The sequence below is a fragment of the Saccharothrix sp. genome, from assembly GCF_031180885.1.
In the GTDB taxonomy this organism is placed as follows: Bacteria; Actinomycetota; Actinomycetes; order Mycobacteriales; family Pseudonocardiaceae; genus Actinosynnema.
Genome location: NZ_JAPSLK010000019.1, coordinates 1 through 20,657, shown reverse-complemented (window position 1 = coordinate 20,657; position 20,657 = coordinate 1). Strand labels below are relative to the sequence as shown.

Genomic DNA, 20,657 nt, shown 5'->3' with positions numbered 1-20,657 from the left:
TCAGACCGGCTGGAGTTCTTCGCCGGCCTTGGCGTCGTAAGCGATTTGGGCGCTGCGGATGTCCTCGATGTGGTCCTCCGCCCACACCCTGATCGCGTCCATCAGCACGCCCACGTCCTGCCCCAACGGCGTCAGGCTGTACTCGACCTTCGGCGGCACGCTCGGGTACAGGTCCCGGTGCACCAGACCGGCGCGCTCCGCCCGCAAGCCCGCCCGGCTCGACCACGTCGGGGCCGCCGCGCTGCCGCTGGCCGTGCTGACCGCCTGGCAGTCCCTGGTCGAGGCCGGAAACCTCCGGGCGGGGCAGCGGGTCCTGGTGCACGCCGCCGCGGGCGGGGTCGGGCACCTCGCGGTGCAGCTGGCCAAGTCGCTCGGGGCGCACGTCGTCGGGACCGCCGGCGCGGGCAAGCACGAGCTGTTGCGCGACCTGGGCGCGGACGAGCTGATCGACTACCGGACCGAGGACTTCACCACCGTCGAGCCCGTGGACGTGGTGCTGGACCTCATCGGCGGCGACGACTACGTGGAGCGGTCGCTGCGCGTGCTCAAGCGCGGCGGCACGTACGTGTCCGTGGTGAACCCGTTCGTCCTCGACGAGGTCCGCCCCAGGGCGGAGCCGTTCGGCGTGCGCGTCGAGACCGTCATGGTGACCGCCGACCACGCCGTCCTGGAACACGTGGCCGCCCTGGTCGACAAGGGCGAGCTGCGGGTGGTCGTGGCCGAGACGTTCCCGCTGGAGGACGTCGGCAAGGCCCACGAACTCGGCGAGGCCGGCCGCACCACCGGCAAGGTCGTCCTGACCGTCTGAAGCGGCCACACCGTCCGAGAACAGCTACAGGAACGCGTTGCCGGTGGCGATCTTCGGCCGGCCCAACGGCCCGTGCTCGCGCACCACGGCCCGTTCGTAGACCGCCGCGGTGTCGCCGGCGATGCGGGTCCAGTCGAAGTCGGTGGCCAGCCGGGCCTTCGCGGCCTTCGCCCGGCGCACCGCCGACGGCCGGTCGGCCAGCACCGACCGCACGGCCCGGGCCAGCGCCTCCACGTCACCGGGCGCGAACGACAGGCCGGTGACCCCGTCCAGCACGACCTCGCCCAGCCCGCCGGCCGTGGACGCCACCAGCGGCGTCCCGGCGGCGGCGGCCTCCAGGGCGACGATCCCGAACGGCTCGTACCGGCTGGGCAGGACGACCGCGTCGGCGGCGGCCAGCACGCCCGCCAGCTCCCGGTCGGACAGGTGGCCGACGAAGTCCACCGCGCGCCGGACCTTGTGCTTGCGCGCCTGCTCGACCAGCCACTGCCCGTGGGTGCCCTCGCCGGCCACGACCAGCCGGGCGCCCCGGTGCGCGCGCCGGATGCGGGGCAGGGCGGCGATCAGGTCCTGCACGCCCTTCTCCCACTCCAGCCGGCCGAAGAACAGCAGCAGCGGCGCGCCGTCCGGGCTGTACTTGGCCCGCGCCGCCGCCACGTCGTCGGACCGCACCCGCCACCGGCGCGGCTCGATCCCGTTGTGCAGCACGGTGACCTGGTCGGCGTCCACTTCGAACAGGTGCGCCACCTCGGTGCGCATCGCCGACGAGCACGTGATCAGCGAGTCGGCGCGGTTGGCCAGCCACCACTCCACCGAGTGCACCTGCTGGTTGAGCGTCTGGGACAGCCACCCGCTGTGCCGGCCCGCCTCGGTCGCGTGCACGGTCGCCACCAGGGGCGCGCCGGACGCCTCGGCCAGGGCGATCGCGGGGTGCGTGACGAGCCAGTCGTGGGCGTGCACCACGTCCGGCCGCCACCCGCGCAGCAGCGCCAGGCCGGCGCGGGTCATGGCGTGGCCCATGGCCAGCGTCCACGCCACCAGGTCGCGCTCGAACACCAGGTGCGCGGGGTCCTCGGCGACCCGGACCAGCCGCACGCCCTCCACGACGGTGTCGGTGGTGGGGTGGGTGACGGCGTCGGTGCCCGCGGGCTGGCGGCACAGCACGACGACGTCGTGGCCCTGCGCGGCGAGCTGCGTGGCCAGCGCGTGCACGTGGCGGCCGAGGCCGCCCACGACGACCGGCGGGTACTCCCACGACAACATCAGCACGCGCATGGGTCGTCATCCTCCGGTGTCTGTTGAGGGCTGATTGTCGCCCATGGGCAATGCGGCATCAGACCAGGTCCCGCGCGTCGAGGTGGCCGAACGGACCGTCGACCCGGCGCAGTTCGGCCGCCCGCGCCCGCCCCCGGCCGTGGCGCAGGGCGGCGGCCAGTTCGGCGAAGCGGTCCGCGTGGACCTTGGCGCGGTAGCGGGCGTAGTCGGCGGCGGAGTCCTTGGTGACCATGAACGCCCAGTCGCTGGACAGCGCCAGCAGCGCCTCGCGCACCGCCTGGTCGGCGACCGGGTTGCGGGTCGTCCCGCCCAGGTCCAGCCCCGGCAACTCCTCCTGCACGCGGGCGTTGAGGTCGACGATGTCGGAGACCTGCGGGCCGTTCCACACGTGCCAGTCCTTGCCCGCGCCCCACGACGACGGCGGGATCTCGACCGGCGCGCCCACGTGCCCGGCCTCCACCGCGCCGCGCAGCGTGGTCACCCGCACGCCCGCCTCCGGCAGCGCCCGAAGCACGGCCTCCAGCCACTGCGGACCCTCGTGCCACCAGTGCCCGTACAGCTCGGTGTCGTACGCGGCCACCACCAGCGACGGCTTCCCGTGCCGCTCCTTCAACTCCCGCAGCCGCTTGACCACGTGGTCGACGAAGTCCGCGGCGTGCCGGCGCACGGCGTCCGCGGCGGCCTCCGGGTCGTAGGGCTTCTTGTCCTCGGGCGCGACGCCCTTGCCGGTCACCCGGGACGGCTTGAGCCCGCTGGGGTGGTCGTAGGTGTGGAAGTCCCGGTAGGCCGGGTCGCCGGGGTAGCCGACCTTGGGCGACCACACCCGGTAGGACACCTCCAGGTCCCGCCCGAACGCCAGCACGTCCGAGCCGCCGACCGGGCGCGCCGCGGCGGTGTCGCCGTGCAGGGACGGGCCGTCCACCAGGAACCGCCGCACGCCCGCCGCCGCGTAGCCGTCCTCCAGGCCCGGCGCGTAGGCGCACTCCGGGGCCCAGATGCCCTCGGGCGCGGAGCCGATGCGGTGCCGCGTGTCGGCCAGTCCGGTGCGCAGCGAGAACGCCCGCAGCCCGGGGTCGAGCAGCGGCTGGAACGGGTGCGCGGCCGGGCCGCCCAGCAGCTCGATCACCCGACTGTCCACAAGGGACCGCAGGAGCGGCGAGAACCCGTGCCGCCACTTGGTCTCGAAGGTCTCCAGCGCCCACTTCGACGCCCGGTGCTCGCGTGCGGCCAGGTCCGGCAGGCGCGGGCTGGCGCTGTGCGCGCGGAGCTGCCAGTTGCCCAGCCAGTCGTGGACGCCGCGCAGGCAGTACGGGTCGTCCAGCTGCGCGGCCAGGATCGGCGTGACGCCGAGCGTCAGCACGTCCTCGCGGCCCTCGGCGGCGAACCGCTCCAGCAGGTCCACCACGGGCAGGTACGAGTGCGCCCACGCCTGGTACAGCCACTCCTCGCCCACCGGCCACGCCCCGTGGTGCGCGAGCCAGGGCAGGTGGCTGTGCAGCACCAGGCAGAACGTCCCCTCGGCGCGCGAAGGGTTCGGGGAGATCATGTCCGCACCGCCACGGCGACCAGGTCGAGGCTCGCGTCCAGGTCGTCGGTGGTGATCTCGAAGTCCTCGCTGCGCACGTCCGCGACGGCCGCGAGCAGGTCCGGCGGCCACTCGTCCCCCTGGACCACCACCGCGACCTGCGCGTCGATGATCGACCCGCCGAACCGGGCGTCCAGCTCGCGCAGCCGGGGGCCGTGCCGCAGCCCGGCCAGCAGCTCCAGCTCCAGCCCGGCGCCGACCACCAGTTCGGCCAGCTCGGCCGGGTTCAGCTCGCGGGTGTGGAACGGGTTGAGCGGGGTGTCGCGGCCGGGGGAGAACGTGATCCGGTTCGGCGTGGTGACGATGAGCCGCCCGCCGGGCCGCAGCACCCGCGCGCACTCGGCGAGGAAGCCCGCCTGGTCCCACAGGTGCTCGATGACCTGGAGGTTCGCCACCACGTCGACGCTCGCGTCGCGCAACGGCAGGGACGCCAGGTTGCCGCGCAGCACGGCCAGCTCCGGGTAGGCGCGGGCCGCGTGCTCGGCGGTGAGCTGGTCGTAGTCCAGCGCCACCACCCGCGCGGCGTGCCGGGCGATCAGCGCGGCGCCGTAGCCCTCGCCGCAACCGGCCTCCAGCACCACCGCGCCCGCGCAGTGGTGCACGAGGTCGAGGTAGGCGGCCTCGTGGCGGCGGAACCAGTAGTTCTCCTCGGCGATCCCGGGCACGGTGCGCTCACCGGTGAGGGGCAGCGGCTCGACGGTCACCCGGCCAGCGTAGTCGCTGGTTACTGGCGGGTAGCCATCGGCTCGCCGTTCGAGTGTCACTATTTCGGGTTAAGCACTCGGGATCTGATTACCGGATGCCGTGTCGTGCGCGCATTGTCGAAAAGTTGCGCTTCAAACCCGAAATGACACCATCGGGTGACGCGAGGCCGCGATCTGTTGATCTTTGACTGGAATATTTGCGCTGCGTGGTGTGCGCACAACACTGCGCCGGCCGCTCTCGACTGGCCCGCTAACGCGCTGGTTGGGCACTCACGCGCTGGGTATCCTCTGGTGAATCTTCAAGCGAGTGGGGCGGCTATGAGTGCGAAAGAGCCGGAGATTGTTCCGCTGCACGCGGCTTTCGACGTCGTGTACCGCGGTTTCCACCGCCGTCAGGTGATCGAGCAGCTCGAACACCTCGAAGAGCAGTTGCGCTACACCAGCATGGACCGCGAGGAAGCCCTGGCCCAGGCCGCGGACCTGCGCAAACTCCTGGAGATCACGCGCCGGGACCTCGACGAGGCGCGGGCCCGCGTGGAACGCCTGGAGATGTCGCCGAACACCACCACCGGCGCGGCCGAGCGGCTGCACCGGATGCTGGTGCTCGCCGAGGACGAGGCGGCCGACCTGCGGCTGCGCGCCGAGCGCGAGGTCGAGTCGCTGCGCGCCCGCACCGACGTGGAGCTGGCCGAGCAGCGCCGGGCCGCCGAGGAGGAGGTCGCCGCGCTGCGCGCCGAGGCGCAGGCGCACGCCCGCCAGCTGCGCGAGACCGCCGCCCGCCGCGCCGCCGAGCTGGACCAGCGCGAGGTCGACGTGGAGCGCCGCCGGGCGGAGAACGAGCACCACCTGCGGGCGCGGATCGCCGAGGTGGAGGCCGAGTGCGCCGCTGCGGTGGCCCGGGCCCAGGAGGACGCCGACCGCCTGCTGCGCGAGACCGCCGAGCAGTGCAACCAGCTGGAGGCCGAGTCCGAGGCCAAGCGGGTCAAGGCGCAGAACTACTTCGAACTCCAGATGACCCGCCGGCGCAACGAGGCCGCCCTGCACTTCACCGAGCAGGAGGAGCTGTCCAAGGCGCGGGCCGCGTTCGTGATCAAGATGGCGTGCCGGGAGGCGCAGCGCCGGATCGCCGAGGTCCAGGAGCGCACCGAGGAGCTGCACGACCTGCGCCGCACCGTCGTCGCCCAGCTCAACGCCGCCCGCGCGGCCCTGGCCGCCGCCGCCGACCGCGTGCCCGGGCTGATCCCCGAGCAGGACCGCGTCGAGCAGGTGGTCTCCGACGTCGAGCAGGTGGTCTCCGACGAGGAACGGCTGGGTGCCTGATGGCCCGTCGCCCGGTCCTGCCGCTGGTGGTCGCCGGGGTGCTCGTCCCGACGGCCGTCACCGCGTTCGGGTTCACCGTGTACGGCGACGAGATCACCGGCGCGCTGCCGTTCACCTCCTCGGCCGTGCCGTCGAGCCACCTGGTCAGACCGCCCTCGAAGCTGCCCATCCCGTCCCGGCCGACGGCCACGCCCGAGGTCGTCGCACCGCCGCCTTCTCCGGAGGTGGCGCGCCAGAACGTGGCGAGCCTGTTCGCGAGCAACGCGGTCAAGGGCATCACGTTCGCGCCCGGCACCACCGACCACATCGGACGCGGCGAGGCCGTGCAGACCGGGGTGGGCAACCTGCTGGGCGGCGTGCCCGGCGCGGTCGTGACGTTGGTGGCGCACGCGTGGAACGGCGAGACCACCTCGCACCGCTGCGACGTGCTCGCGATGCGGCGGGCGCTGCTCGTGCGGGACTACCTGGTCGCCCGCGGGGTGCCGGCGGAGGCGATCAGCACGCAGGTCGTGGTGGACCCGGTGTGGGGGCCGCCGTCCGAGGCTGGTCCGCAAGTCGACGTGCTCGTCGGGTAGGAGCGATATGTCCGGTGCGGTCGCGTTGGTGTTCGGGTTGTGCGCCTTGTCGTTCGCGGCGGGCTGCGTGCTGACGGCGTACATGCTCAGACGCGAGCCGGAGCCGGAGCGACCGCCCGCACCGGCTCCGGAGGCGCCGCCGGTCGAGTTGAAGCTCGACGTGGTGTGGCCGCCGGAGGACTACGCGACCAAACCCATCCACCGCAACCCGGTGATGGGCCTGCCGGTGACCGAGCGCCCGGCCGAGCCGTCGCGCCCGGCGCTCACCCTGGTCCCCGAACTCGAACCGACCCTGGACGACCCCGAACCCGAGGCCGCTGAGCCCGAACCCGAGGCCGCTGAGCCGGAGATCGCGCCCGAGCCCGGGGCCGCGGAGCCCGAAGTCGCGCCGGAGCCGGTCGTGGTCGAGGTGCCCGCGCAGCCGGAACCGGTCGTGGTCGAGTGCCCGGAGCCCGAGCGCGTAGCGGAAGTGCCCGCGCAGCCGGAACCCGTGGTGGTCGAGCTACCCGAACAGGTGGAACCGGAGCCGGTCGCCGACGTGCCCGCCCAGCCGGTCCACCTGCCGGATCCCAGCGAGTTCCGGCAGCGCTACCTGCGCAGCTTCGAGGAAGTCCGCAAGCGCACGAGCACCTAGTCCCGCACCCCGGGCTAGTGGTGCCCGGGCCGCTTGCCGCGGAACTTGCGGAGCAGTTCCTGCGCCTTGGCCTTGGTGCGCGGGTCGCGGGCCGCGTGCTTGATCTGCTCGGTGAGCCGCCGCCCCTGCGGGCTGCGGGCGAACGCACTGATCTTGCTGAACAGCGATGCCATGACCATCACCTTCCCTGTCCAGCCAACGGGCAAACGCAGCCGCGGGTTCCTAGACCGGCGAAACGGTCACGCCCAGGGCCCCCGGACCCACGTGCGCCCCGATGGCCGAGCTGACCTGGGTCACCAGGAACCGCCGCAGGTTCGGCAGCTTCGTCCGCAACTGCTCCAGCACCGACTCGGCCCGTTCCCGCGCGTCGAAGTGCTCCACGGCGATGTCCACCGGCGCGTCACCGGCCCGCTTGACCGCGAGGTCCACCAGCTTGCGCACCGCCCGTTCCGTCCCGAGCACCTTGTCCAGCGGCGCGATCCGACCGTCCACCATGGTCAGCAGCGGCTTCATGGACAGCGCCGACCCGAGCAGGGCCGCCGCCGCGCCGATCCGGCCGCCGCGCCGCAGGTACTCCAGGGTGTCCACGTAGATCAGCTCGGTGCTGCGGTGGAAGCTGTGCTGCGCCGCTGAGAGCACCCGCTGCACGTCACCGCCGGCCGACGCCACGGTGGCCGCCGCCACGACCGCGTACCCCAGCGACATGCCGCACGTCCGGGTGTCCACGACGTGCACCGGCACCGCCACCTGCCCGGCCGCCTGCCGCGCCATCTCCACGGTCTGCGACAGCCCGGTGGAGACGTGCAGCGACACGATCGCCTCCACCCCGGCGGCCGCGGCGTCGGCGTAGGCCCAGAAGAACGCGCCCGGGTCGGGCGGGGAGGTCGCCACCTCGACCGAGTCGCGCAGGGCGTCCACCAGCTTGGGCACGGGCACGCGCGCCTCGTCGTCCACCCAGTCGCCGATGCGGACCTGGATCTGTGCGACGGTGATGCCGAGCTTCTCGGTCAACTGCGGCGGGAGGCACGCGGTGGAGTCCGTGACGATCGCTACCCGGCGGATCATTGTTCCGACCCTAGCCCAGTAGGGGGAGGGGCTGTAACGCCGCCACCAGGCCGTACGATGCCAACCGATTGGGCCCAAAGGCCCTTGTGTCCATCGTCACGCGGCACAGGCGCTTGCTGTCGTTTGCACCCCTGCTACTGGTGGGTAACATACGGGTGGCCGACACCACCATGCCAACGCGGCGAGGACATGGCAGGGTCACCACATCTGGTAACACCCGGATCGCACGCGAAAAGCGTCGCCTGATCCGTCGCCGCCCCGTCCGCAGGAGGTCGAAGAGGACCCATGAACATTGTCGTCCTGGTCAAGCAGGTGCCCGACACCTGGTCCGAGCGCAAGCTCACCGACGCCGACCACACCCTCGACCGCGAGTCCGCGGACGCCGTGCTCGACGAGATCAACGAGCGCGCGGTGGAGGAAGCGCTGCTGCTCCAGGAGGCGCACGGCGGCGAGGTGACCGTCGTGGCGATGGGTCCCGACCGGGCCACCGACGCGATCCGCAAGGCGCTGTCGATGGGTGCGGACAAAGCCGTCCACGTCTCCGACGAGGCCCTGCACGGCTCCGACGTGCTGACCACCGCCAAGGTGCTGGCCAAGGCCATCGGCACGGTCGAGGGCTTCGACCTGGTCATCGCGGGCAACGAGGCCACCGACGGCCGCGCGGGCGCCGTGCCCGCCATCCTGGCCGAGCTGCTGGGCCTGCCGCAGGTCACCCAGGTCCGCAAGCTGACGGTCGAGGGCGGCACCATCAAGGCCGAGCGCGAGACCGACGAGGGCGTGGCGCACCTGGAGGCGAGCCTGCCCGCCGTCGTCTCGGTGACCGAGAAGATCAACGAGCCGCGGTACCCGTCCTTCAAGGGCATCATGGCGGCGAAGAAGAAGCCCGTGACCACGCTCACCGTGAGCGACCTCGGGCTGGACGCGGGCGAGGTCGGTCTTTCCGCCGCGTGGTCCAAGGTGCTGGAGGCGGCCCCGAAGCCGCCGCGCAGCGCCGGTCAGCGCGTCGAGGACTCGGGTGACGGCGGTCGGAAGATCGCCGAGTACCTGGTCGGCCAGAAGCTCATCTGAAGGCGAGGAGGGAACAAATGTCTGAGGTCCTGGTCCTCGTCGACCACGTCGACGGCGAGGTCAAGAAGGTCACCTTTGAGCTTCTATCCGCCGCGCGCCGTCTCGGCGAGCCGTCCGCGGTGGTGGTCGGATCGCCCGGCACCGCGGGCAAGGTGAGGGAGTCCCTGGCGCGCTACGGCGCGGCCAAGGTCTACGCGGTCGAGTCCGACGACGCCGCCAACTTCCTGGTCACCCCGAAGGTCGACGCCCTGGCGACGATCGCGGGCGCCAAGTCCCCGGCCGCCGTGCTGGTGTCCGCCACGCTGGAGGGCAAGGAGGTCGCGGGCCGCCTCGCCGTGCGCCTGGGCTCCGGTCTGCTCTACGACGTGGTCGACCTGGACGGCGAGGGTGTCGGCACGCAGTCCGTCTTCGGTGGCGCGTACGTCGTGAAGTCCAAGGTCACCAACGGCACGCCGGTCGTCGCGGTGCGCCCCGGCGGCGTGGAGGCCGAGGAGGCCCCAGGCGACGCCGTCGAGGAGGCCGTGGAGCTGCCCGCCACCGACGCGGCCAAGGCGACCCGGGTCACCGGCCGCGAGGCCGTCGTGGGCGGCGACCGCCCGGAGCTGACCGAGGCGTCGGTCGTCGTCTCCGGTGGCCGCGGCGTCGGCTCGGCGGAGAGCTTCGCCGTGGTCGAGAAGCTGGCGGACAGCCTGGGCGCGGCCGTCGGCGCGTCGCGCGCCGCGGTGGACTCCGGCTACTACCCGCACCAGTTCCAGGTCGGCCAGACCGGCAAGACCGTGTCGCCGCAGCTCTACATCGCGCTGGGCATCTCGGGCGCGATCCAGCACCGCGCCGGCATGCAGACGTCCAAGACGATCGTCGCGGTCAACAAGGACCCGGAGGCGCCGATCTTCGAGATCGCCGACTTCGGCGTCGTGGGCGACCTGTTCAACGTCGCCCCGCAGCTGACCGAAGAGGTCGACAAGCGCAAGGGCTGATCACCAGCGCTTTTGGTCCGAGGGCCGTCCCCGATCTTGGGGGCGGCCCTCGGACTATTCGCCCACACCAGGGTTTAACCGACCTGCCACTAATGCGTCATCGGAACGACCTGCTGTAGGACGCCATCCGGTCGGTAGACCAGACCCCATGACGCAGCCTCAACTGCTTGTCAGCACCGGGGAAGCCACCGGACCGCGCTACTCGCTGCTCGTCGCACGCGACAGCGCCGAGGTGGTGGCCGCGCAGAAGCTGCGCCACCAGGTCTTCGCCGGCGAGATGGGCGCCACCCTCCACTCGCCCGTGGCGGGCCACGACGTCGACGAGTTCGACGAGCACTGCGACCACCTCGTGGTCCGCGACGACCGGACCGGCGAGATCGTCGGCACCTACCGGATGCTCCCGCCGGAGCGGGCCGCCGACGCGGGCCGGCTGTACTCCGACACGGAGTTCGACCTGACCAACCTGGCCGGGCTGCGCCCGAGCGTGGTCGAGACGGGCCGCTCCTGCGTGCATCCCGACCACCGCAACGGCGCCGTCGTGTCGCTGGTGTGGGCGGGCATCGCCCGGTACATGCTGCTGTCCGGCCACTCGTGGCTGGTGGGCTGCGCCTCCGTGCCGCTGCACGACGGCGGCTCGTACGCGGCGGGCGTGTGGGACACGGTGCACGCCAAGCACTACGCGCCCGAGGAGTACCGGGTGACGCCGCTGCGCCCGTGGGACGTGGACGCTGTTGCGCGCCCTGCTCGGACCGTCCTGCCGCCGCTGCTGAAGGGTTATCTGCGGCTGGGGGCCTGGGTGTGCGGGCGGCCGGCGCTGGACTCGGACTTCGGCGTGGCGGACCTGTTCGTGCTGCTGGGCATGGAGCACGTGGACCAGCGGTACCTGAAGTTCTTCCTGGGGGAGACGGCGTGAGCGCCCACCCGTGGATGCCGGTGTCGCCGTGCGGTGACGGGTGCGTGGACCACTCGTCGGCGCGGGTCGGTGTCGTCCGCGTGGTGCTGCGGGTGGTCGCCGCGCTCGTCGTGCTGTTGACCGGGGTCCTGGTGGTGCCGGCGGTGCTGGTGTCGCGGGGGCGGGTGCGTTCGGTGCTGCTGCGCTCGTGGTTCCGGGCTTTGCTGCGGGCGTTCGGTGCTCGGCTGCGGGTGGTTGGTGGGCCGGTGTTCCAGGCGACGCCGGGGCGCGGGGTGCTCGTGGTGAGCAACCACGTGTCGTGGTTGGACGAGTTGGCTATCGATGCCGTTCAGCCGATCCGCATGGTGGCCAAGCGGGACATCCGGTCGTGGCCGGTGTTGGGGTGGCTCATCACGGCTGCGCGGACGGTGTACCTGGACCGGGAGCGGTTGTCGTTGCTGCCGGGGACGGTGGCCGAGCTGGCGGGTGCTTTGCGGTCGGGTGCTGCGGTCGGCATCCATGCGGAGGGGACCACTTGGTGCGGGATGGCGTCGGGGCGGTACCGGCCGGCGTTGTTCCAGGCGGCTTTGGATGCCGGTGTGCCGGTTCGGCCGGTGGTGCTGCGGTACGTGCAGGACGGGCGGACGACCACGGGGGCGGCGTTCATCGGGTCGGACACGTTGGTCGACTCGATGCGGCGGGTGCTGCGGTTGCGCGGGTTGGTGGTCGAGGTGCACGTCCTGGACGAGGTGGCTCCGGGGCGTGCGGCGGGGCGGCGGGAGCTGGCGGAGTTGGTGCAGCAGGAGTCGGAGCGGGCTTTGTACGGGGATGTGCAGGTGCCGGCGCAGCGGGTGCACGTGCCGTGGGGGGTGCGGCGGCAGGCCGTCCGAGGCCGTTAGGTCGTTTGAGGCCGTCTAGAGACCACGGCGGGGGTGCGGTCGCCTACGCACCCCCGCCCTGCCAGTTCCCGCGGCCTCGGCCACTCCGCTTCTGCTGCCTCGCCGCTCCGCCCCTCGCCGCTCCACCTCGCCGCTCCACCTCGCCGAGCCACCCCTCGCCGCTGCTCCACTCTCGCGCCGGTCTGCCTGCGGTTTTGTGCCTCCTCGGTGCGCTTCCCTCTGTCGGTCCGCCTGGGTTGTCGGTATCCCGTGAGATGATCGACTCGGGGGCCGGAGGCCACGCCGCCGTGCATTTCCGGCTGTTCAGGGCCGTTTCGCTGGGTGGTCGGTCGGCAAGTCGGAGTGGGCACAAGCCCGGCGGCGCTGCCGCCGCCACGCGGCTTCGCCGCGAGCGACTTCGTCGCCGGCGGGTGCCGATCGGCTTGGCGAGCGGGCGGCCCGTGCCGGTTGGCGTGCGGGTGGTGGTGGCTGGGGTGCGGCCGGCGGCCGTTGGTGGGCGGGGTGGCTGGTGGGCGGCGGTGGCCCGGGTGCGGCCCGTGCCGGTTGGCGTGCGGGTGGTGGTGGCTGGGGTGCGGCCGGCGGCCGTTGGTGGGCGGGGTGGCTGGTGGGCGGGTGGCGGTGGCCCGGGTGCGGCCCGTGCCCGTTGGCGCAGGCGGTGGTGGCTGGTGTGCGGGCGGCGGCGGTTGGCGGGCGGCGGTCGTTGGAGTGCGGGGCGTGCGAGTGTGCCGGTGGGGTGCGGCGTGGGTGGGGCTGGGGTGGGTGGTCGGAGCGGTCAGGTGGAGTCGGGCGGTACGGGCGTGCCAGATTTGTGTCATAAGGCCTTGACCTCGACCCCGCTGGAGGTTGAACCATTGACCCGTGACCACGACTGAGCAGCGCGAATCGCCGAAGGGCGACCTCTGGACCGCCGACCGGCGCGGCCCGACGATCGGGATCATCCTCCTCGTCACCCTCCTGGCGTTCGAGAACATGGGCGTCAGCACCGCGATGCCCAGCATGGTCGCCGAACTGGACGGCAACGACCTCTACGCCTGGCCCTTCCTGTCCTTCCTCGCCGCGAGCGTCATCGCCACCGTCCTCTCCGGCAGGCTGAGCGACCTCCGCGGACCCCGGCCCAGCCTGCTCATCGGGCCCGCGCTCTTCCTGGTCGGTCTGCTGGTCGCGGGCACCGCGCAGGAGATGGGGCAACTCATCCTCGGCCGCGTCCTCCAAGGGCTCGGCGGCGGTGCGCAGGTGGTCGCGGTGTACGTGCTCATCGCGTTGGTCTACCCCGAGCGCTCCCGGCCCGCCGTGTTCGGCCTGCTCGCCAGCGCCTGGGTGGTGCCGTCGCTGGTCGGTCCGGCGCTCTCGGGGTGGCTGACCGAGACGCTGTCGTGGCGGTGGGTGTTCCTGGGGTTGGCGCCGTTCGTGCTCATCGGGGTGTTGCTGCTGGTCCCGGTACTCAAGAACCTGCCGCCGCACACGCCTGACCAGGGGACCCGCAAGGGACTGCCGTTGGCGGCCGTGGCGGCCGGCGTCGGGGTTGTGGGGCTCAGTTGGGCGGCTCAGCACCCGAGCGGGGTCAACCTGCTCATCGGCGCGGCGGGGCTCGCGATCCTCGTCCCCGCCCTGCGCATCCTGCTGCCGAAGGGGACGCTGCGGGCCAAGGCCGGACTCCCCGCGACGATCCTCTCCCGCGGGCTGCTCGCGGGCTCGTTCTTCGCGGCCGAGGCGTTCATCCCGTTGACCCTCACCTCCGTGCACGGGTACTCCGCGATCTGGGCGGGCATCCCGCTCACGCTCAGCGCCCTGGGGTGGTCGTCGGCCGCCTGGTGGCAGGGCCGCAACCCGCACATCCCGCGCGAGAAGCTGGTCCGCTGGGGTTTCGTGCTCAACGCCACGGGCATCGCGGGAGTGACGCTCATCGCACCTTCGTGGGGTCCGGCGTGGCTGACGCCCGTCCTGTGGGCGGTCGCCGGCGCGGGGATGGGGATCGCGATGTCGAGCCTGAGCGTGCTCACGCTGGGCGCGTCCAGCGACGTCGACCGGGGTTTCAACTCGTCGGCGCTGCAGATCAGCGACATGCTGGGCTCGGCGCTGCTGGTCGGCCTGGGCGGGGTGCTGGTGTCGGCGCTCGCCTCGACCGCCGCGCCGACCGCCGCCGTGGTGCCGTTCGACCTGCTGATGGCCGGGATCGCGGTGCTCGGTGCCGTGCTCACCCGGCGGCTGGGCCGGGCTACCCTGGAAGACTGATGGCCTACTTCGACCATGCCGCCACGACGCCCATGCTCCCCGAGGCGATCGAGGCGATGACCAAGGCGTTGTCCACCACGGGCAACGCCTCGTCGCTGCACACCTCCGGCCGCAAGGCGCGGCGCGTGGTCGAAGAGGCCCGGGAGGACATCGCCGACGCGCTCGGCACCCGCCCGTCCGAGGTGATCTTCACCAGCGGTGGCACGGAGAGCGACAACCTGGCCGTCAAGGGCGTCTACTGGGCGCGCCGCACGGACCGCCGCCGCCGGGTGGTGGCCTCCAGCGTCGAGCACCACGCCGTGCTGGACACCGTGCAGTGGCTGGCCGACCACGAGGGCGCCGAGGTCACCTGGCTGGAGCCGGACCGGCACGGCCGCATCCACCCCGACGCGCTGGCCGAGGCGCTCGACGACGACGTGGCGCTGGCCACCGTGATGTGGGCGAACAACGAGGTCGGCACCATCAACCCGGTGCGCGAGCTGGCCGAGCTGGCCGCCGAGGCCGGGGTGCCGTTCCACACCGACGCCGTCCAGGCGGTCGGGGCCGTGCCGGTGGACTTCACGGAGTCCGGCGCGAGCGCGCTCACCCTCACCGGCCACAAGCTGGGCGGCCCCTACGGTGTGGGCGTGCTGCTGCTGGGCCGGGACGTGTCGACCACGCCGGTGCTGCACGGCGGTGGCCAGGAGCGGGACGTGCGCTCGGGCACCCTCGACGTGCCGGCGATCGTCGGCCTGGCCGCGGCGGTGCGCCACGCGGTGACCGAGCAGCTGGCCGAGGCGGCGGAGCTGGCGGCGCTGCGCGACGAGCTGGTGGCGGCGGTGCGGCGGGCCGTGCCGGACGTGGTGCTCAACGGCGACCCCGTGCACCGGCTGCCTGGCAACGCGCACCTGACGTTCCCCGGCTGCGAGGGCGACAGCCTGCTGATGCTGTTGGACGCCAAGGGGATCGAGTGCTCGACCGGCTCCGCGTGCACCGCGGGCGTGGCCCAGCCGAGCCACGTGCTGCTGGCGATGGACGTGAACCCGGTGCTGGCACGCGGGTCGCTGCGGTTCTCCCTGGGCCACACCTCCACGTTGGACGACGTGCGGGAGCTGGCCGAGGCGATCGGACCGGTGGTGGAACGCGCCCGCACGGCGGGCATCGCGGGGATGAAGCGGACGAAGGCGGGGGTGTGACCGGGATGCGGGTGCTGGCGGCGATGAGCGGCGGCGTGGACTCCGCCGTGGCCGCGGCGCGGGCCGTGGCGGCGGGGCACGACGTGACGGGTGTGCACCTGGCGCTGTCGGCCAAGCCGGGCACGCTGCGCACCGGGGCACGCGGGTGCTGCACGATCGAGGACGCGCGTGACGCCCGCCGGGCCGCCGACGTCCTGGGCATCCCGTTCTACGTCTGGGACTTCGCGGAGCGCTTCACCGAGGACGTGGTCGAGGACTTCGTGGCCGAGTACGCCGCCGGCCGCACGCCCAACCCGTGCCTGCGCTGCAACGAGCGGATCAAGTTCGAGGCGTTGCTGGACAAGGCCATCGGCCTGGGCTTCGACGCCGTGTGCACCGGCCACTACGCTCGACTGTCCACTGTGGACGGACGGCTGGAGCTGCGCCGCTCGGCCGACGACGGCAAGGACCAGTCCTACGTGCTGTCCTCGCTGACCGACGAGCAGCTGTCGCACGCCATGTTCCCGCTGGGCGACTCGACCAAGGCCGACGTCCGGGTCGAGGCGGCCGAGCGCGGCCTCCAGGTGGCCGAGAAGCCGGACAGCCACGACATCTGCTTCATCCCGGACGGCGACACCCGCGGCTTCCTGACCCGCAAGCTCGGCGAGCAGCCGGGCCTGCTGGTCGACGACGAGACCGGCGCGGTCCTCGGCCGGCACGTGGGCGTCCACGAGTTCACCGTGGGGCAGCGCCGCGGCCTGGGCATCGACGCCCCCGCCGCGGACGGCCGCCCCCGGTACGTGCTGTCCCTGGAGCCGGTGACCGGCACCGTGCGGGTCGGTTCGGCGGAGAAGCTGGCGGTGACCGAGATCGTGGCCCAGCGGCCGGTCACCCGGGTGCCCTTCGCCGGTCCGGTGGAGTGCGTCGCCCAGGTCCGGGCGCACGGCGGCCTGGCCCCGGCGGTGGCCGAGCTGGTGGACGGCGAGCTGCGCGTGCACCTGCGCGAGCCGCTGAGCGGCGTCGCCCCGGGCCAGGCGGTGGCGGTGTACCGGCCGGACCCCGCGGGCGACCTGGTCCTGGCCAGCGCCACCATCGACGCCACCCGCTGACTCACGCGAGAGCGTTGACCAGCGCGGCACCCGCGATCAGGGCCGCATAAGCACCGGAGGCCAATGCCGCGGTCCGAACCTTGCGGCTGTCGTTCCATGTGGTGAAGTCCAGCAGCCAAGCCAAAAGAGGCAGCAGCAGGACGCCGTGCATGGCGACGCCGTGAGCGAGCTTCCACGAACCGCCCCGTTCGGCGATCATGAGCCCACCGAAGGCCATTGCCACCACCAGGGTCCCCGCTCCCGCCCGAACCGCTAGACGCATCGCGGGCGTCAGGTCGCGCGTCCGCAGTGCGGCCACCCCGAGCGCCAGCACGCACACGACCAGCGTGACGCCGCCCACCGTCAACGCCCGCGTCACCACAGTGTCGAAGGGCGTCGACTCGTTGAAGTGCGAAGGCACCTTCCGCCAAGCCTGGACGCTGATCAGCGCCACCTCCACCACCGACGCGGCCGTGAACACCGCCGGCCACCCCGCCCGCAGGCGTACGAACCCCGCCACCCACGTGTAGGACGCCAGCGTCAGGCCGAACGACAGCCCGAACGTCACGGCCTTGCGCCACGACACCGGACCCTCCCAAGGCCCGCCGTCGACGAAGAACACCACCAGGTGCGCCAACCCCGACAGGAACAGCAGCGCCGACACCCGGTACGCCACGCGCGTAGTCATGGCACCTGATGGTGGTCATCCGATCGCGTGGCGGCGTCCCCCGCCAGGCGTCTCAGTTACGTACGTCGAGAGGCGTACGGCTACGGCGTCCAGTCCGTGTTCGCCCCGCACAGCACCACGCACGCCGTACCCGGCACCCGCCCGTGCAGCCACGCCGCGAAGGGAACCGCCGCCGCCGGCTCGACCGCCAGCCGGAACTCCTCCCACAACCGGTCCCGGGCGGACACCAGTTCGGCCTCGCTCACCAACGTCGACGTCACCGACGACGACCGCAGCACCGAGAACGGCACATCACCCACCCGGGTGGCACCCAACGCGGACGCGGCCACCGAGTCGACCGGCGAATCCACAGGCTCACCGGCCATCAAAGCGTTGTGCACGCAGCAACACCCCTCCGGCTCGCACGTGACCACGTGCCGGCCGGACAACGCCGTCCCCGCCGCCAACCCGCCACCCCCGGCGGCCACCGCGATGACGTCCACGTCCGGCGCCTCCTCCACCACCTCCAGCGCCACGGTGCCCTGCCCGGCGATGACGGCCGGGTCGTTGTAGGCCTCCACGTAGAAGCCCGAGGCCGACCGCGCGGCGACCACGGCCTCCGCGTAGGTGTCTCCGGCCCGGATCAGCTTCGCGCCCGCCGCCTCGATCCGCCGCACCTTGCCCTCCGGTGCGCCCACGGGCACATAAACGGTCGCCTGCGTGCCCAACAACCGGGCGGCCATCGCGACGCCGAGGCCGTGGTTGCCGCCGGACGCGGTGACGACCCGGTCGGGGACGTCCGCCAGCAGGAGCGTGTTCACCGCCCCGCGCAGCTTGAACGAGCCGGTGAGCTGGAGGTGTTCGAGCTTGAGCACGAGCGGGCGGCCGTCGACGGAGACGCGCCACAACGGGGTGCGGCGGACGTGGGGGCGGATGCGGTCGGCTGCTGCGGTGACGTCCATGCCTCCAGGATGCGCCCACTCAGCCGGCGAACCACCGGTACACCCACACCACCACGGTCACCGCGCCGATCACGAAGCACAGCAGGACGACCACGAGCCCGAGCAGGACCAGCACGTTGGCGACCCACGACGAGTCCCGGTCGTCGGCCACCGCCAGCCGCGCCCGCAGCGACTCCGACACCGCGCTCTGCAACGCCGCCAGCCGCACCCGCGCGGTCTCGGTGGTGTGCTCGCCGCTGACCCAGTTCAACGCGGCCAGCCGGGCCTGCGGCGTGCGGTAGGCGCGTTCGAAGGCCGCCACCTCCGCCTCGACCCGCTCCTCGGACAGGTAACTCCACCGGCCCGCCTGTACCGGGTCGCCGAGCACCCGGTACACCGCCGCCAGCCGCTCCCTCAGGTCCAGCCGGTCGGGGTAGGTGGTGACCAGCCCGACGAGGCGCTGCCTGGCGCGCAGCACGCTGGCCAGATCACCGCGCCGCAGCTCCTCGGCGGCCTTGCGCAGCGTCAGCTCCACCGGCATGACGCTCATGTTCCCAGCCGACGCAACCGTAGGATCGGCGGGTGATCGGGGTGTCCGTCGTCGCCTTCGGCCTGGCCTGGTGGCTGGGTCTGTACCTGCTGCTCCGCGACCCGCGCAAGCCGCTCCTGCAACGCGCCGCGGCCGGTCTGCTGGCCTACGCGGCGGCGCTCGCGCTGCCCGTGCCGCCGGTGGTCCTGGCGCTGCCCGCGGTCGCGTGGACGGGGGCCATCGCGTGCTGGCTGCCCGAGCGCTACGACCGGTGGTGGCGGCTGTCCGCGGTGCCGCTGGTGGCGGTGGCGTGGTTCTTCCCGCCCGTCGTGCTCGTGCCGCTGGTCGCCGCCCTGGTGCTTTACCTGCGCGAGCACCGGACCCTGGTGGGCGCGGCGACGCTGATGTTCCTGCTCGGGTCGGGCGCGGTGCTGCTGAACTTCGTGCCGACGGTGTGGCTGGTGGGCGCGATCGGCGTGGACCTCATGCTGTTCGGCGTGCTCGTAGCGGTGCGGGACGCGTTCGACGAGGGCGAGGCGATCCGCGCGGACATGGTGCGGTCGCTGCTGGTGTCGGCGGGCATGGCGGCGGTGTTCGGCGGGCAGGTGGCGCTGTTCCTCGACGACCGGCTCACGCCCCTGCTCTACGGGACGGTCGCGGCGGCGGTCGCTTTGCAGGTGCTCGCCAACCCGCTCGCGGCGGTCGTGGACCGGGTCGCCGTGCCCGAGGTCGCCGAGGAACGGGCGGAGTTGCGGGAGGCCGCCGACGCCCTGCCGCGCCGCGCGCCGCTGGACGCCGACGCCGATTTCGTGAAACTGACCCGGCGGGCGTTGAGCAGTTACGGCGACCTCGGGAGACTGGTGGCCAGCCCGTTGACGGAACTGCCGGTGATCTCCGCGCGACTGGCCGCCCGGGGTGCGCCCGACCAACCGCTGGAACGCGCCGCCGAATTGAAGTCGTTGTTGTTGGAGAGCATCCAGCGGCTCAAGCCCAAGGACGGCGACTTCGGCACCAGCGACGAATGGCGGCATTACAACGCGCTGTACTTCTACTACGTGGTGGGAATCCGGCCGTATTCACGCCGGACGAAACGGGAGGACCTCGACGCGGACGCCCGCAAGGCGCTCGCGTGGTTCGTCAACCAGGTGCCCGAGCGGACCCTCCACAACTGGCAGAACGCGGGGGCCAAGTTGGTGGCCGCCGACCTGTCCGCCCAGGTCGCGGGCTGAGAACTGGCAGCCGTTGGCAGCGTTTGACGTCGTGCCGGCAGTGCTCGCGGCCCTAACTTCTCCGGCCATGACGACGACTCGCGTTCGCAACGACGGTTTCCTCCGCTTCGCCCTCAAGCTCGACGGTGTCGCCTCGGGCGGGCTCGGCCTCATGGCCCTGCTGATCGACCTGCCGCTGGGCCTGCCCCGCGGTCTCGTGCTCGGGCTGGGCGCATTCCTCGTCGCTTACGGCGTGGGTGTTTTCTTCTTGGGCACGCGCCCCGTCCGGGCACTCGTCGGCGTGGTGGTGGTCGGCAATTTCGTGTGGGTGGTGGACAGCTTCCTGACCGCTTTCGCCGGGTGGTACCCGGTGACCGGGCTGGGTGTTTTCCTGATCGTGGCCCAGGCGGTCGCGGTGCTCGGCTTCATCACCCTCCAGGTGATCGGCCTGCGCCGCTCGGCGTGACGTCCGAGTAGACCCAAGGCGCGCGGCTCACGGGCCGCGCGCCTTCACTGCGTCAGCGTCCGGCTGCGGCCCCGGAACTCCGCCACGACCTCGTCCCCGCGACGAACGGTGATGTCGTAGATGCCGCTGCGGCCGCGCCGGACCCGCTCCACGGCGGTGGCGACCAGCTCGTCGCCCAACTGGACCGGGGCCAGGAAGTCGATCTCCGCCTGCGCCGCGACCGTCACCGAACCGGGGCGGTTGCAGGCGCAGGCGAACGCGGTGTCGGCGAGCAGGAAGACGTACCCGCCGTGCGCGATGCCGTGGCCGTTGATCATGCGGTCGGTGACGGTCATGGCGAGCGTGGCGGAACCGTCCGCCAGCTCCAGGGCTCTGATCCCGAGCGCGGTGGACGCGGCGTCCTTGGCGAGCATCTCCGCGGGTCCGTTCATCCTGTGCACTCTAGGTGCCCCGCCGGCGGGGGTGGCGCCGCAGGGCCGCCACCCCCCCCCCCCCCAGGGGGCGCGACGCCGGGAACCCCCAGGACAGGGTGGGGGACTCGTACCCCGACGGGGAGATGCTCGCCCAGGA

The 20,657-nt window shown here is 72.7% G+C and carries 23 protein-coding genes; 13 read left to right on the top strand and 10 right to left on the bottom strand.

Annotated elements, in window-relative coordinates; all coding sequences use genetic code 11:
* Nucleotides 1-207, bottom strand: coding sequence for a helix-turn-helix domain-containing protein (locus tag RIN75_RS22005; RefSeq protein ID WP_309113880.1), 207 nt, complete (start codon nt 205-207; stop codon nt 1-3).
* A gap of 46 nt (nt 208-253) precedes the next feature.
* Between RIN75_RS22005 and RIN75_RS22000 the strand changes: the two genes are divergently transcribed.
* Nucleotides 254-808 carry an NADP-dependent oxidoreductase gene (locus RIN75_RS22000; protein WP_309113879.1) on the top strand — a complete coding sequence of 185 codons (555 nt, stop codon included), beginning with the start codon at nt 254-256 and terminating at the stop codon, nt 806-808.
* 24 nt (nt 809-832) lie between these two features.
* On the opposite strand, the gene RIN75_RS21995 is transcribed toward RIN75_RS22000, so the two are convergent.
* Genes RIN75_RS21995 through RIN75_RS21985 form a run of 3 tightly spaced genes read right to left on the bottom strand, consistent with a single transcriptional unit; the run spans nt 833 to nt 4,372 of the window.
* Nucleotides 833-2,083, bottom strand: a complete 1,251-nt coding sequence (locus tag RIN75_RS21995) for a glycosyltransferase family 4 protein (protein WP_309113878.1) — start codon at nt 2,081-2,083, stop codon at nt 833-835.
* A 58-nt stretch (nt 2,084-2,141) separates the two neighbouring features.
* The gene (locus tag RIN75_RS21990) at nt 2,142-3,629 is read right to left on the bottom strand and encodes a glycoside hydrolase family 57 protein (RefSeq protein ID WP_309113877.1); all 1,488 of its coding nucleotides are present in this window, start codon (nt 3,627-3,629) and stop codon (nt 2,142-2,144) included.
* On the bottom strand, nt 3,626-4,372 hold the full coding sequence (locus tag RIN75_RS21985) for a class I SAM-dependent methyltransferase (protein ID WP_309113876.1): 747 nt from the start codon (nt 4,370-4,372) through the stop codon (nt 3,626-3,628). Before RIN75_RS21985 ends, RIN75_RS21990 begins: the two co-directional genes overlap by 4 nt.
* Nucleotides 4,373-4,690: 318 nt before the next feature.
* Here RIN75_RS21985 and RIN75_RS21980 point away from each other — a divergent pair, with 318 nt between their 5' ends.
* From RIN75_RS21980 to RIN75_RS21970, 3 genes are read left to right on the top strand one after another with little or no spacing between them, the layout of a single operon-like run.
* Nucleotides 4,691-5,692, top strand: coding sequence for a hypothetical protein (locus RIN75_RS21980; protein ID WP_309113875.1), 1,002 nt, complete (start codon nt 4,691-4,693; stop codon nt 5,690-5,692).
* Complete coding sequence (locus RIN75_RS21975; RefSeq protein WP_309113874.1) at nt 5,692-6,267, top strand: hypothetical protein; 576 nt, start codon at nt 5,692-5,694, stop codon at nt 6,265-6,267. Before RIN75_RS21980 ends, RIN75_RS21975 begins: the two co-directional genes overlap by 1 nt.
* 7 nt (nt 6,268-6,274) lie before the next feature.
* Nucleotides 6,275-6,901: a hypothetical protein gene (locus RIN75_RS21970; protein WP_309113873.1), complete on the top strand. Its 627-nt coding sequence runs from the start codon at nt 6,275-6,277 to the stop codon at nt 6,899-6,901.
* A gap of 14 nt (nt 6,902-6,915) precedes the next feature.
* Here the strand turns inward: RIN75_RS21970 and RIN75_RS21965 are convergent, their stop codons facing one another.
* Entirely contained in the window at nt 6,916-7,074 is a 159-nt protein-coding gene (locus RIN75_RS21965; protein ID WP_309113872.1) for a hypothetical protein, read from the bottom strand.
* A 49-nt stretch (nt 7,075-7,123) separates the two neighbouring features.
* Nucleotides 7,124-7,966, bottom strand: a complete 843-nt coding sequence (locus RIN75_RS21960) for a DegV family protein (RefSeq protein WP_309113871.1) — start codon at nt 7,964-7,966, stop codon at nt 7,124-7,126.
* A 285-nt stretch (nt 7,967-8,251) separates the two neighbouring features.
* On the opposite strand from RIN75_RS21960, the gene RIN75_RS21955 reads away from it, so the two are divergent.
* From RIN75_RS21955 to mnmA, 7 genes are all read left to right on the top strand, one after another.
* A complete protein-coding gene (locus RIN75_RS21955; protein WP_309113870.1) occupies nt 8,252-9,034 on the top strand; it encodes an electron transfer flavoprotein subunit beta/FixA family protein in 783 nt (260 codons plus the stop codon).
* 17 nt (nt 9,035-9,051) lie between these two features.
* On the top strand, nt 9,052-10,011 hold the full coding sequence (locus tag RIN75_RS21950; protein ID WP_309113869.1) for an electron transfer flavoprotein subunit alpha/FixB family protein: 960 nt from the start codon (nt 9,052-9,054) through the stop codon (nt 10,009-10,011).
* 148 nt (nt 10,012-10,159) lie between these two features.
* Complete coding sequence (locus RIN75_RS21945) at nt 10,160-10,924, top strand: GNAT family N-acyltransferase (RefSeq protein WP_309113868.1); 765 nt, start codon at nt 10,160-10,162, stop codon at nt 10,922-10,924.
* Nucleotides 10,921-11,802, top strand: a complete 882-nt coding sequence (locus tag RIN75_RS21940) for a lysophospholipid acyltransferase family protein (protein ID WP_309113867.1) — start codon at nt 10,921-10,923, stop codon at nt 11,800-11,802. The genes RIN75_RS21945 and RIN75_RS21940 overlap by 4 nt, the downstream gene beginning before the upstream one ends.
* Before the next feature lie 858 nt (nt 11,803-12,660).
* A complete protein-coding gene (locus tag RIN75_RS21935; RefSeq protein WP_309113866.1) occupies nt 12,661-14,034 on the top strand; it encodes an MFS transporter in 1,374 nt (457 codons plus the stop codon).
* Complete coding sequence (locus RIN75_RS21930) at nt 14,034-15,209, top strand: cysteine desulfurase family protein (RefSeq protein ID WP_309113865.1); 1,176 nt, start codon at nt 14,034-14,036, stop codon at nt 15,207-15,209. Before RIN75_RS21935 ends, RIN75_RS21930 begins: the two co-directional genes overlap by 1 nt.
* Nucleotides 15,210-15,214: 5 nt before the next feature.
* Nucleotides 15,215-16,297: a tRNA 2-thiouridine(34) synthase MnmA gene (mnmA, locus tag RIN75_RS21925; protein ID WP_309113967.1), complete on the top strand. Its 1,083-nt coding sequence runs from the start codon at nt 15,215-15,217 to the stop codon at nt 16,295-16,297.
* A 1-nt stretch (nt 16,298) separates the two neighbouring features.
* Here the strand turns inward: mnmA and RIN75_RS21920 are convergent, their stop codons facing one another.
* The 3 genes from RIN75_RS21920 to RIN75_RS21910 form a co-directional block, all read right to left on the bottom strand.
* Complete coding sequence (locus RIN75_RS21920; RefSeq protein ID WP_309113864.1) at nt 16,299-16,964, bottom strand: hypothetical protein; 666 nt, start codon at nt 16,962-16,964, stop codon at nt 16,299-16,301.
* Between the two features lie 80 nt (nt 16,965-17,044).
* On the bottom strand, nt 17,045-17,905 hold the full coding sequence (locus RIN75_RS21915) for a serine/threonine dehydratase (protein WP_309113863.1): 861 nt from the start codon (nt 17,903-17,905) through the stop codon (nt 17,045-17,047).
* Between the two features lie 19 nt (nt 17,906-17,924).
* A complete protein-coding gene (locus tag RIN75_RS21910; protein WP_309113862.1) occupies nt 17,925-18,434 on the bottom strand; it encodes a DUF6584 family protein in 510 nt (169 codons plus the stop codon).
* A 32-nt stretch (nt 18,435-18,466) separates the two neighbouring features.
* On the opposite strand from RIN75_RS21910, the gene RIN75_RS21905 reads away from it, so the two are divergent.
* On the top strand, nt 18,467-19,642 hold the full coding sequence (locus RIN75_RS21905; RefSeq protein ID WP_309113861.1) for a hypothetical protein: 1,176 nt from the start codon (nt 18,467-18,469) through the stop codon (nt 19,640-19,642).
* A gap of 31 nt (nt 19,643-19,673) precedes the next feature.
* On the top strand, nt 19,674-20,087 hold the full coding sequence (locus tag RIN75_RS21900; RefSeq protein ID WP_309113860.1) for a hypothetical protein: 414 nt from the start codon (nt 19,674-19,676) through the stop codon (nt 20,085-20,087).
* Nucleotides 20,088-20,131: 44 nt separating this feature from the next.
* Here RIN75_RS21900 and paaI read toward each other — a convergent pair whose 3' ends face one another.
* Complete coding sequence (gene paaI / locus RIN75_RS21895) at nt 20,132-20,518, bottom strand: hydroxyphenylacetyl-CoA thioesterase PaaI (RefSeq protein ID WP_309113859.1); 387 nt, start codon at nt 20,516-20,518, stop codon at nt 20,132-20,134.
* Between the last annotated feature and the right edge of the window lie 139 nt (nt 20,519-20,657).